Consider the following 12,109-nt stretch of genomic DNA (forward strand, 5'->3'; position numbering starts at 1 on the left):
TTAGCACGCATTCGAATTTGCACGGTGGTGATCTTGCAGGGATTGGGTCAAATCAACATGACTGATAATCAACCCCCCGGCCGGATGACGAATCGGCGAGGCATGCATCACAAAAACATGCAATTGATCATCTTCACCGCACTGGTATTCCAGCGAAAAGCTGTTTTTCTCTCCTGACAACACCGACTCAATTCCTACACAAGCCTCCTGAACAAAGCGATTATCAAACCCCGCTCCATGATCGCTGCCACAGGCCCCAAGATAGTTGGTGCCCACGCCATGCTGGCACAGGCACTGTTTGCCAGCGTCGAGTGCATTACTGCGCCAGGCTTCATTGACCATGGTAATCTCACCGGCCGAATTTAATACCGCGACACTTTCGGGCAGCGAGTCGAGCACAGCCTGCAAGCGCTTGATATCATGCAAGGTGGTCACATCAATAAAGGTGGCCACAGCCCCACGCGGGTCGCCGCGACGCACCGCATAGGGCAGCACCCGCACTAGATAAATACGACCGTTGCCGGCCGTAATCTCCCGCTGCAACATCTCACCACTGGCAATGGTTTTACCCAACTCATCGATAAAGGAAGGATAGTTCAGCAAATTGCTGAAATCATCAATATGGCGCCCCAGATCGCCATCGCGAATTTTAAACAAGCCGGTGGCTTCGGGCGTGAAGCGGGTCATGCGCAGATCAGAATCGACAAAGACCGTGGCAATAGCCGCCGCCTTGGCCATGCCATCGAGATCGGCATTCAGACGATTAAGAATCTCGATCTTCTCCTGATTCTCGGCATTGACGGTGTAGAGTTCCTCGTTGACTGATTGCAATTCTTCATTCGAGCTTTGCAATTCTTCATTCGACGCCATGAGTTCTTCATTGGTGGCTTGCAATTCCTCATTGGCGGTTTCCAGTTCCTCAATGGTCGCTTGCAAGCTCTCGCGGGTGGCAGCCAGTTCGCGCTCCAGCGTCTCGACCCGATCCGTGGTCTCGCGATTCATGTCCATGGTTTCCATGCCGCTGGAATGCGACACCTTGGGTGAATCGGCGATATGGGGCTCAAAAGACAGCAGCAGATAAGGCTCGCGCTGATCGATATCCACCCGGCGCACCACCAGGCGCAGACGCTCGGTGTCCCCATTGGGGAAATCCAAGGTGAGCACATCGGAACGTAATGGCTCGTTGCTACGCAAAGCTTTGTGCAGCAGGGCCTGCGCGACAGGGGCAATTTGCTGCGGCAGCAATTTGGTCAAATTCAGCGACACCGATCCCTCGCCAAAACGCAGATAGCGCCCGACTTCGCCAAACACATGCAGCAATTCATTGCTGGAATTCAGCAGCAGGGTATTGGGAGCATAGCTGCGCAAGAGGACCGACTGACCGGTATCAATCGCCACAGCATCGGTGGTGGAACGACCGGATTTGTTAACCACCGGGCGCGGCTTGCCAGTGGTGCTCGACAAGCGTCCCAGCGACGAGGAGGCTGCATCCAACGGTAGGGACACATGGCGCAGAATGCGGAATATTTTGTATTTGGAACTGACGGCGGTGAAGTCCGCCTGCAAGTTACCCAGTGTCTCGCTGGACCCCAAGAACATGAAGCCGCCCGGTGCCAGTGCGTATTGCAAGCGCCGCAACGCCCGCTCCTGGGCCTCGGCGCGGAAGTAGATCAGCAAATTGCGGCAGGACACCAGATCCATGCGGGTAAAGGGTGGGTCTTCCAACAGATTGTGCCTTGCAAACACAATGTTCTGGCGGATTTCGGTCTTGACAACGAAATGATTGCCACGCTTGTAGAACCAGCGTTCCAGCCGCTCTGGAGACACCTCAGCGGTAATGGCCTCGGAGAAGACCCCAGCACTACCGACATCCACATTATGCTGTTCAACATCGGTCGCAAACAGCTTGAAGTTTGGCCAACGCTTGGTGCGCTCGAAGGTCTCGGCAAACAGAATAGCCAGGCTATAGGCTTCCTCACCGGTGGAGGTGCCGGGTACCCAGACCCGAATCGCCTGAGCCTCGCCACGCTCCTGCACGATATTCTGTATCGCGCTCTGCGCCAGGGTCTCAAAGGCTTCCGGATCGCGGAAGAAATTGGTCACCGGAATCAGCAGTTCGCGGCGTAACGCATTGAGTTCCGTGCGATCGCCATCGAGCAGGCGCGCATAGTTGGCCAGATCCGGCACATGGCGCACTTGCATGCGCCGCTCAATGCGCCGCATCACCGTCGCTGGTTTGTATTCACGGAAATTGATCCCGCCCTGGTTATAGAGCAGGTGCATCGCCTCTTCGAGTGCGCTGTCCTTGTCATAACCGACCACCGCACGCGGCCCGCGTATGTTGATACGTGAAACCTGGCTGATATGATCGAGAATGCGCGGCGCGAGTTCATCCGGCGGCAGAATCGCATCGACCAGGCCGGTGGCAATGGCGCTGCGCGGCATACCATCGAACTTGGCCGATTCGGGTTCCTGTGCAAGCAAAAACCCCCCCGCATCATTGATAGCCACCGCCCCGCGCGTGCCATCCGAGCCAGTGCCGGACAGCACCACACCGATGGAGTATTTGCCGTATTCACGCGCCAGGGCGGTAAAGAACAAGTCAATCGGCAGGGTCAGCCCGCGCGGATTTTTGGGGCTCAGACGCAGCTCGTTGTTGGCGATGCTCATCATGCTGGCCGGCGGAATCAGATGCACACGATCCGGCTCGATGCGCATGCCGTCCTCCACCGTCACCACTGGCATTGGTGTGTGGCGTGCCAGCAGATTCGCCATCATGCTCTTGTGATCCGGCGACAAGTGCTGAATGACCACATAGGCCGCACCGGAGCGTTCTGGCAAGCCTTGAAAGAACCGCTCCAGCGCATCGAGTCCACCGGCTGAAGCGCCAATGGCGACAATATAGCGCTGCCTGGGTTCTTCGGTTGGAGTCACGACCGCCACCGTCTGCTGAGAAGACTCCGTATTCTGGGAAGGTTCGTGATCAATGACAGGGTTTTGCTGAATCGACATAGCTTTCCTATACCCCAATGATGACATCCTGACACTGTTGCAATCCTGTTGGCGTGGATCCCATGCATGCAGAAGCGTGAGTGATCAATATGCGATCTGCCATCATACGTTAGTCGCACCCGGCTTGCTATCGCACCATTGCAGGCTCATGGACCGACATAAATTGCATCAGCAAGACCATTGAGGCATTGCCAGAGCTGAGGCCGCGTCGAGCCGGCCCAATGACTATGCTATTGTCAATGCGCCGTTTGACACTCAAGGCGCCCAACAACCAACCACCCAATCGACATCAACACGGATCAAAAAACCCTTATTCAGGAGACCACCACCGTGCTTTGGTATAACAAGACCGCAGAGGACACCCTGTCCGCCCTAGAGACCAACGACCAGGGACTCTCATCGCAGGAAGCGGTGCAACGCCAGGCCACCTGGGGCGAGAATTTGATCAGCGTCAAAAAAACCCCAGCCTGGCAGCGTTTTCTCAAGCAGTTCAAGGATCCGATGTCGCTGATTCTGCTGGCCACCGCCCTGGTCACCGGCCTACTGACGCTCTTTGGCGCCCATCTGCTGCCTGATACCATGGTCATTATCTCGGTGGTGTTTCTCAATGCCTGCGTCGGCTTCTACCTGGAAGGCAAGGCTGAAAATGCCATTGAGGCGCTCAAGTCGATGATGGTGCCCGAGTGCATGGTACTGCGCGATCAGGGCCTGGTGCGCATGCCCTCGAAAGACCTGGTGCCCGGCGACATCGTCGAACTCGAAGGCGGTGACAAGATTCCCGCCGATGTCCGTTTCGTGCGCCTGCACAATGTGCGGGTCGATGAATCCTCTCTGACCGGCGAATCGGTTCCCGTTACCAAAACCACCGATCCCATCCATGGCGACCAAGTGGTGCCGGGTGACCAGAAGAACATGGGCTTTTCCGGCACCTATCTGACCCAGGGCACCGCCAAGGCGGTGGTGGTGGAAATCGGCGACCGCACCGTCTTCGGCGAAATCGCCGGCATGGTCAAGGCCGCCGCCGCTCATTCAACGCCCTTGCAGCGCAAACTGACCCGTTTCATTAAAACGCTGATCGTCGCCATTCTGGCGATCGGCGCGGTGAATTTCGTGGTCGGCATCTACCTGGGCTACCAGATCTCCTACAGCCTGCTCGGCGCCATCTCCCTGGTGGTGGCCGCCATTCCGGAAATGCTCCCGGCCCTGGTCACCGCCGTACTGGCCAAATCCAGCAACGCCATGGCACGTAAAAACGCCATTGTCGCTAACCTGCCAGCGGCAGAGACCCTGGGCGCCACCTCAGTGATTTGCTCGGACAAGACCGGCACCCTGACTGAAAACCGCATGACGGTCACCGACATCTTCGCCGCCGGACAAGCCGTCAGCGTCTCAGGGGTCGGCTACGACACCACCGGCAGCTTCTCCCAGGACGGCGCCACGATCAATGCTGCCACCCATCCGGCGCTGCGCCGTCTGCTGGACATCGGCTTTTTCTGCAACAACGCGCATCTGAACGACGAGGGCCACAGCATTGGCGACCCTACCGAGATCGCCCTGCTGATCTCCGGCGCCAAAGCGAGACTGGACAAGGATCGCCTGCAACGCATTGAGGAGATCCCCTTCGACTCCTCCACCAAGTACATGGCGATCCTGGCGGATTACGAAGGCGAGCGCTTTATCTTCGTCAAGGGCGCACCGGAAATTGTGCTAGAAATGTGCTCGCAGGCCACCGATGCCGAAGGCCAACCGGGAACACTCAATCCTGAGGACTATCTCGAAGCCGCCCGCGGTTTTGCCCGTCAGGCGCTGCGCACCCTGGGCTTTGCCTTCAAACGCATGCCCTCGGAGCATGCCGATCTGCTGCACGATGACCTCAAGGATCTGTGCTTTGCCGGCTTGCAGGGCATGATCGACCCCCCCAAGGAAAGTGCCATCCAAGCGGTAGCCAACTGCAAATCAGCTGGTATTCGCACCGTGATGGTTACCGGCGACCACCCGCTGACCGCCCAGGCTGTCGCTGGTCAGCTGGGCATCCCCGCCGAGCGGGCGCTCTCCGGCACCGAACTGAACGACATGGATCCGGCGCAGCTACGTCAGGAGGTCGAACAGGTGTCAGTGTTTGCCCGTGTCGCTCCCGAGCACAAGCAACAGATCGCCGAAGCACTGCAAGCCAACGGTCATGTGGTGGCTATGACCGGCGATGGGGTCAACGACGCCCCGGCCCTCAAGCAGGCTGACATCGGGGTGGCCATGGGTCAGGAAGGCACCGAGGTGGCACGTCAGGCCGCCGACATGGTGCTGGCCGATGACAACTTTGCCACCATCATCACCGCCGTCGAAGAAGGCCGCCACGCCTGGAAAAATCTGCAAAAGGCCATTCTCTACACCCTGCCGACCAATGCCGCCCAGGCGCTGCTGATTATGGGCGCCATTACGCTGGCCGCCTTCGTGCCCCTGTTTGGCGAGCGCTTCGTGCTGGAACCGATTCAGATTCTGTGGATCAACCTGCTCGACTCGCTGCTGTTGACCCTGCCGCTGATGATGGAGCCCAAGGAACAGGGCCTGCTGTCTCAGCCGCCCCGCGATGCCAAGGCCAACATCATTGACGGCTTGTTTATTCAGCGGGTGATTCTGCTGGGCATTGCCATCTCCCTACCCGGCTTTGGCATTTACTACTTCTTTGGCGCCCCGGCGCTGGTCAATGGCGAACTGGCTGATCCCCTGCTGCTGACCCAGGCACAGACTGCGGCCTTCTGGGCCATCTTGTTCGCGCACTTTGGCTACGTCTTCTCGGCGCGCTCCATCCACCAGTCGGTACTCAGCTTCAGCCCCTTCAGCAACAAATGGCTGCTGGCCGGCGTTGCTGGCAGCGTCGCCATCCGGTTGATCCCAACCTTCGTGCCCTCCACCGCCAGCTGGTTCAAGACCGCCGATTTTCCGATCACCTGGTGGCCCCTGATCCTGCTGTGCTTCCTGCCCAGCCTGCTGGCCATTGAAGCGGACAAATACCTGCGCCCCAAAGTGAACGCGCAGTTGGCCAAATTTGGCTTATAACACCCGCTCCACCATTACAGCCGCCCACTGCATCCACGCGCCCCCGGACTTGCTTTCCCGCAAGTCCGGGGGCGCGTGGTGCCCACTATCCGGCAGCGGCATTCTGTTCATAGAGTCCCGGCAAATGCTCCACCTGCTCCCGACCTGCGGTAAGCTCGGTATGCAGCAGGCGATTGTACACTGGCCACAGGGGTTCGACCGGGTAGGTCAGGGGCAGCAGTTGCCCACCAATGCGGGTGAGGACTCCGACTTTGTGCGGGTTGGCCCCAAACAACACAAAATGATTCTCGACCCCTCCGGCATCCCGCCAAACGGTTTCATCGGAGGAGCGCAGTGTATGGCCAACAATGAAAGGCGTATCCGCTGGGACATGCAGGTGTTTGCGCAGCCGGCGCACGTCGTTGAAGGCGTAGCCATCGAGCTTGTTGGAGTTGCGCGGCCGCAAGCGGGTTAGCTGAGCTTGTAGTTTTGGTTTGCGGCAGGCGTTGAGCAAATCCGCCCGTGAATATTTCATGGTCGGCGCGCCGGCATGGCAGCAGATGTAATGTGATGAGAAGGCCAGATACGGCAAGCGGTTGTAGAGCCGTTGCATGGCATCGCGGTAGCGCTTGCCGCGCGCCTCGATCAGTGCTTGCTCCCAGATCAGACCCTGGGGGACGCCGCCCTTGCCAATATCCTCGGCAAAGCTGTCATGGTTGCCACGCAAGTAGAACACTCGATCCGGAAATTGGATCTTCAGGCGAAAAATCAGATCCATCATCCACATGGACGTCTGCATCTGGGCTTCCTGACCCGGTGCGTCAGGATGCACGGCATCGCCCAGCAGAATCAGCACCGCCGTACCCTGTTGGAGCGCTTCAAGAAAGCCATTTTGGGTCAGCACCACCAGCAAATTGTCAATGCAGGCGTGCAGATCGCCAACAATGATCGGCGTTGCGCGGTTGGGCAAGTGCAGTACGCTGCCATTGCGCCCGTCGCGGGTGCGCAGTCGATGCGGCTCCTGGCGCAAGATCTGTATGACCTGTTCCAGCAAGTCGTGGGCGGCTTCGCGGGACGGCTCTTCGATCGGTGCCTGGAGCTGCTGGGCGAGTGCCCGAAGCTTGTCTTCCCGCCAGTGCGCAATGCGCTGAATCGATGCCTGATCCGCCAATGGCCAAACGCTGACACCCCGGTTCGGTGCCCGGTTTTTGAATGACATTCCTTTCGCCGTTAGCTTCAGACGCAGATGCTTGTCGGCAATGGCGGCAGAATAGTTCAGTAATTGACGCTGCGTAGAGTCTTTCCGGCCCAGTGTCAAAGAAGCACCAGGACGCAGCCGTAAAAAACCGTTGATGGACGAGAAAAAGCCGCCCGGATCGAACAGCAGATACTGTCCGTTATAACCAAACAGGCCCTCGGCATCCATGACGACTTCCGGATTCAACTGGAGGGTACAGCCATCCTCGCCTCCGAGGTGCATTTGCAGCGGCACCTTGGGTTCGGGCACGCGCACTTTTTTCTTCCCCAGGTGCAAGATGGCTTCCAGTGACTGGTCGTCGCTGTCTTCCATGTCCTGAATCAGTTCATAGAAAAACCGCAGAAATTTATTGCCGCCATCAGGCCGGAGCATCTTGATTCCCGATGGGCGGATCACACAGTCGCAGTGGCCGGTCTTTGATTCGCTGCCGCACATAGACTTGCATGCCGTGTCGGTGAAAGAGCGCAAAGACGGCGCAATAGATGGCCACCTGGGTTCGGATTTGTTCAAGATCGATGCGCTCATCGACGGGGTGCGTCCCTTCGCGGGCACGGATGCAGCGGTCGGCGTAGATGCGCTCGGGCGGCGGCAGCATGAACTCAAAGACAAAACGTCCGAGCCAATCCACCGCCAACAGATGACGCTTGGGCGCTGGAAGCTGGATGCGCGCCAGATCGAGCAGCAAGGTTTTCGAGTGGCACAGCCAGGCATCATCAAACAAGGCCATGGCCTGCGGACAACCGACGAACGGCAAGCCCAGATGAATCTCCCGGGGGCGCAAGGCGAGCGTTTCTGCCCGCCACCAACCCCGCTGGGTCAGGTCAATGTAACCTTCCTCCGGCCATCCGCCCAAATGGCGAATGAAGGTCGATTTACCCGCACCCGGTGGACCGGTCACAAGAATCTGATTGAAACGCACCGAGTGGGCGACGGGGGTGTGGCGCAGAATGCGCACCTCGGTTGCGGGTTTCAGGAGCAGTCCAGGCAGCGAGGTGATCCGGCGTGATGTCGATGGCTTCGATCCGTTGCAGTCATCAACCATGGCCAAGGTTCCTCTTCAACCCTCAATGCACCCGCCAAACATGCACCACCGGTTTGGCCCCATCGGCATAGAGCTCCAATACATACAACAGGTCATTGGCCCAATCATAGGCCGTGGCGCCGATGCGGAAGCGGTGTTGATCCCCTTGGCCGAGGGTAGACAAATCCACATTGTCCGAATGGCTGACGAGAACAGGAAGCTCAGGGCAGCGACAATCTGCAATGGGGTTTGCAAGCGCATGGACAGATCCTCCGATTGGGCACGGGGTTCAATACCATCTGAGTATAGATAACTGGTTCGACTCTGGCATGGCCGCTTCGCAAGACGAACACATCCACAGCGCGCGTTGAGTTCACCCAAAAATCACCTTAAAGACAAAGAAAAACGCCGCCGCCAACAAGGCACCGGCCGGTAGGGTTACCAGCCAAGACACGATGATGTTGCCAATCACCCGCAAATCCAGCGCACCGATGCCGCGCGCCAGACCCACGCCCATCACCGCCCCCACCGAGATATGCGTGGTCGATACCGGCAGGCCGGTTTTGGACGCCAGCACCACCGTTGCCGCCGCCGCCAGAGTGGCGCAATAGCCGCGCGTCGGGGTCAGCTCCGTGATGCGGGTGCCGATGGTTTGCATCACCCGATAGCCCATGGTCGCCAGTCCCACCACGATGCCAATGCCACCAATGGCCAGCACCCATAGCGGCAACGCCGATTGCTGCGCCACCTCGCCGCCGCTTTGCACAATGGACACCACCGCCGCCATGGGTCCAATCCCATTGGCCACATCGTTGGAGCCATGCGCAAAGGCCATTGCGCAGGCGGTAAAAAGCATCATGGGTGTGAACACCCGCTCGACACTGGCAAACAGCAAGCGCCGATCTGCCGAGGTCTCCACCGTCACCCGATTGATCATCCGCTTGCCCATGACCGCAACCACCAGGCCAATCACAGTCGCAACCAGAACGCTTTGGCCATTGCTCCAATGCAAATCCAGATGCTTCAGCCCCTTGAACAGGGATACCAGACTGACAATCCAGCCCACCAAAAACAGATACACTGGCCCCCAGCGTTTGGCGCTCTCAAAGGGATTGTCGCGGTTAAAAATCAGCTCGCGAATACTGAGCATCAGCAGCCAGGCCAGGAGTCCTCCGAGTAGCGGCGAGACAATCCAGCTGGCGGCGATCTGACCAATAGCCGTCCATTGCACCGCATCAATGCCAATGCCGGCGACCCCGAAGCCGACGATGGCGCCAACGATGGTATGCGTGGTTGACACCGGCCAGCCGCGGCTGGTGGCAATCATCAGCCAGATCGCGGCCGCCAGCAGCGCAGCGAGCATGCCATAGACCAGCAACTCCGGCGTTGCCACCAGCGGCTCCGGATCGATAATGCCCTTGCGGATGGTCGAGGTGACATTGCCACCGGCCACAAAAGCACCAGCAAACTCAAAGATCGCGGCGATCACAATCGCCTGCTTGATGCTGATGGCCCCAGAGCCGACCGAGGTGCCCATGGCGTTGGCCACATCATTGGCGCCAATCCCCCAGGTCATGTAAAGGCCAAACAGGATGGCGAGCACGATTAAGACGGTGCCGTGGTGAGCGATGATGTCCATGGTTTTGTTGAGAGGCTAAAATTTATTTGAATTGTTGTATTCAGCGTGTAGACGTCAGCCCGCCATCAGCCAGCGCCAACACCAAGGCTGAATTCTACGCTTTCAGCCCGCGCCTGGCCTACTTGTTCGCTGTTCGCCGCCGCGCGATACTAAACTGCCAGCTCAAGCTCAGGACGCCGCCGATGCTCCTCCCTCCCCGGCCAACCGGCACCAATCTCTGCACCAGCCCCGCTATCAGCCCCGATATCAGCACTGGCCCCCCATGAGCCTGTTGGAAGGCAGTGCAGTGCTGTTCAGCTTTCTGTGCGTGTGGCTGACCATCCGCCAGAACATCTGGTGCTCTGGTGCTGGCTGACTGGACTGGTCCAGGTACTGCTGTATGCAGCTCTATGGCTGGTACTGGTGGCTGCATGGCGGGCGGGCAGGCGCATTACACCGATGCTGCCCTGCCCTATGCCGACGCCTTCACCACCACCGCCAGCCTGGCCGCACAATGGTTGCTGGCACGCAAAAAGCTTGAATTCTGGCAGCTGTGGATTGCGGTGGATCTGGTGGCCATCGGGATTTACTGGTACAAGGATCTGTGGCTGACCGCCGGGCTCTATCTGGCCTTTCTGGTCATGGCTTCCCAGGGGCTGCGCGCCTGGCTCCATGCACTGCGGGAGCCACTCTAGGCCAAGGTGCCGGCATGACCACCGCACTGGTTCTGGGCAAATTCGCCCCCTTGCACCGGGGACATCAACTCCTAATCGAAACCGCGCTGGCGGAAAACCGCCAGGTGCTGGTCATGCCCTATCACGCCCCCGATGTCACCTGGCCCAAGCCCTGGACCCAGGCATACCAGACCCAGTGGATGCCGGAATACGGCCGCACCTATTGGGAAGCCCATCAACAGGCACGCCGGTTGAGCCTGGAGCAATTGGTCGAAATCGCCGAAGGGCATCGCGAGCGCGAGGATCATCTGGCCGCCGAAGCCAACCGCTTTCTGTTCATCGATACCGATGCCTCAACCACCCGCGTGTTTGCCTGGTACTACCATGAGCGCGCCTTGCCGCGACTTGATCAGCTGGTCGAGGACAGCGGGCGCCGCTACGATCTGGTATTTCTGTGCGCGGCGGACATCCCCTATCAGGACACCTGGGATCGCTCGGGCGCGGGACAACGGCAGCTGTTTCAGGCACGCATTCAGGCGGATCTCGCCTGTCGGCGCATTCCCTACCGAATACTGACAGGCTCAGTCAAGCAACGGATTCAGCAAGTCCGTCAAGTGCTCTCTGGTTTCGTCAAGTACCAACCACTAAGATAGCAGCTGGGCTGATGCCAACATGTGCTTGTGCGGGACTGCAAGCAGCGCGCATCCCATCGTTTATATGGAGAGAGGACTGAGTCAACTAACCCGCCCTGAAGGGCGGAGCTTGTGAAGACAAGCTGGGTTGTCCAGGGAAAGCGGTGAAAACCCGCTACGTTTGCAACAGGTCGTTGAGACCCACTCCGGGATGCTTCCTCAGTTCCGGACCCCTGGAAGATTAGGATCATGCGGGCGAAAGGCAAAGCGCCGAAGGTTTTGATCGCTGCCGCGAGGCAGGAGCCGGTTGCAGAAAGTCCCGAGGGGAGCGGGCTGCAAAGCCCCGTCACCAGGCCCGTAAGGGCAGGAATTAAAATGGTTGTCTTCGTAGTAGACAAACAGAAAACACTCCTGATGCCCTGCTCAGAAAAGCGGGCGCGGCTGTTATTGGAACGCGAGCGAGCGGTGGTGGTGCGATTGCATCCGTTCACCATTCGTCTCAAAGACCGCATCGGCGGTGAAACCCAGCCGCTGCGCCTGTCGCTCGATCCGGGCAGCAAGACGACCGGAATCGCTTTGGTGCGCGAGCTTGAGTGCATCGACCTTGAGACGGGGACGGGCGAGGTGAGCCGTGAGGCACATGTGCTGTGGTTGGCCGAACTGACCCATCGTGGCGCCCAAATTCGCGAGCAATTGACCGCCCGCCGTGCCTTCCGTCGGAGGCGGCGCTCAAAGAACCTGCGCCATCGCGCCCCACGCTGTCACAATCGCACCAAGCCTCAAGGCTGGCTGGCTCCCAGTCTGCGCCATCGGCTGGACACGACGCTGGCCTGGGTGAATCGTTTGCAGCGTCTTGCGCCC

At 58.9% G+C, this 12,109-nt stretch carries 9 protein-coding genes; 4 read left to right on the forward strand and 5 right to left on the reverse strand.

Features of this window, described 5'->3' with window-relative positions; genetic code table 11:
* Positions 1-3,012, reverse strand: a complete 3,012-nt coding sequence (locus tag CKO36_RS12050) for a chemotaxis protein CheB (protein WP_200284310.1) — start codon at positions 3,010-3,012, stop codon at positions 1-3.
* A gap of 330 nt (positions 3,013-3,342) precedes the next feature.
* Here CKO36_RS12050 and CKO36_RS12055 point away from each other — a divergent pair, with 330 nt between their 5' ends.
* Complete coding sequence (locus tag CKO36_RS12055; protein ID WP_200284311.1) at positions 3,343-6,066, forward strand: HAD-IC family P-type ATPase; 2,724 nt, start codon at positions 3,343-3,345, stop codon at positions 6,064-6,066.
* 85 nt (positions 6,067-6,151) lie between these two features.
* Here CKO36_RS12055 and CKO36_RS12060 read toward each other — a convergent pair whose 3' ends face one another.
* The 4 genes from CKO36_RS12060 to CKO36_RS12075 form a co-directional block, all read right to left on the reverse strand.
* Positions 6,152-7,675, reverse strand: a complete 1,524-nt coding sequence (locus CKO36_RS12060; RefSeq protein ID WP_200284312.1) for a metallophosphoesterase — start codon at positions 7,673-7,675, stop codon at positions 6,152-6,154.
* Complete coding sequence (locus CKO36_RS12065; protein ID WP_200284313.1) at positions 7,662-8,345, reverse strand: NACHT domain-containing protein; 684 nt, start codon at positions 8,343-8,345, stop codon at positions 7,662-7,664. Before CKO36_RS12065 ends, CKO36_RS12060 begins: the two co-directional genes overlap by 14 nt.
* A 22-nt stretch (positions 8,346-8,367) precedes the next feature.
* Entirely contained in the window at positions 8,368-8,508 is a 141-nt protein-coding gene (locus tag CKO36_RS12070; RefSeq protein ID WP_200284314.1) for a hypothetical protein, read from the reverse strand.
* Positions 8,509-8,697: 189 nt separating this feature from the next.
* The gene (locus CKO36_RS12075) at positions 8,698-9,963 is read right to left on the reverse strand and encodes an inorganic phosphate transporter (RefSeq protein ID WP_200284315.1); all 1,266 of its coding nucleotides are present in this window, start codon (positions 9,961-9,963) and stop codon (positions 8,698-8,700) included.
* Positions 9,964-10,352: 389 nt separating this feature from the next.
* On the opposite strand from CKO36_RS12075, the gene CKO36_RS12080 reads away from it, so the two are divergent.
* The 3 genes from CKO36_RS12080 to iscB all read left to right on the forward strand — a co-directional run.
* Positions 10,353-10,637, forward strand: coding sequence for a nicotinamide mononucleotide transporter family protein (locus CKO36_RS12080; protein ID WP_200284316.1), 285 nt, complete (start codon positions 10,353-10,355; stop codon positions 10,635-10,637).
* 14 nt (positions 10,638-10,651) lie between these two features.
* Complete coding sequence (locus CKO36_RS12085; protein ID WP_200284317.1) at positions 10,652-11,269, forward strand: ATP/GTP-binding protein; 618 nt, start codon at positions 10,652-10,654, stop codon at positions 11,267-11,269.
* 354 nt (positions 11,270-11,623) lie between these two features.
* Positions 11,624-12,109: RNA-guided endonuclease IscB (gene iscB, locus CKO36_RS12090; protein ID WP_200284318.1), on the forward strand; the 486-nt coding region annotated here is incomplete at its 3' end.

It is taken from the genome of Rhabdochromatium marinum (genome assembly GCF_016583795.1).
In the GTDB taxonomy this organism is placed as follows: domain Bacteria; phylum Pseudomonadota; class Gammaproteobacteria; order Chromatiales; family Chromatiaceae; genus Rhabdochromatium; species Rhabdochromatium marinum.

Excerpts from the sequence above, each read along its gene's own strand:
- CKO36_RS12050 (WP_200284310.1), bottom strand. The coding sequence starts at position 3,012 with ATGTCGATTCAGCAAAACCCTGTCATTGATCACGAACCTTCCCAGAAT.
- CKO36_RS12060 (WP_200284312.1), bottom strand. The coding sequence starts at position 7,675 with ATGCTCCGGCCTGATGGCGGCAATAAATTTCTGCGGTTTTTCTATGAA.
- CKO36_RS12065 (WP_200284313.1), bottom strand. The coding sequence starts at position 8,345 with ATGGTTGATGACTGCAACGGATCGAAGCCATCGACATCACGCCGGATC.
- CKO36_RS12075 (WP_200284315.1), bottom strand. The coding sequence starts at position 9,963 with ATGGACATCATCGCTCACCACGGCACCGTCTTAATCGTGCTCGCCATC.
- CKO36_RS12080 (WP_200284316.1), top strand. The coding sequence starts at position 10,353 with ATGGCTGGTACTGGTGGCTGCATGGCGGGCGGGCAGGCGCATTACACC.
- CKO36_RS12085 (WP_200284317.1), top strand. The coding sequence starts at position 10,652 with ATGACCACCGCACTGGTTCTGGGCAAATTCGCCCCCTTGCACCGGGGA.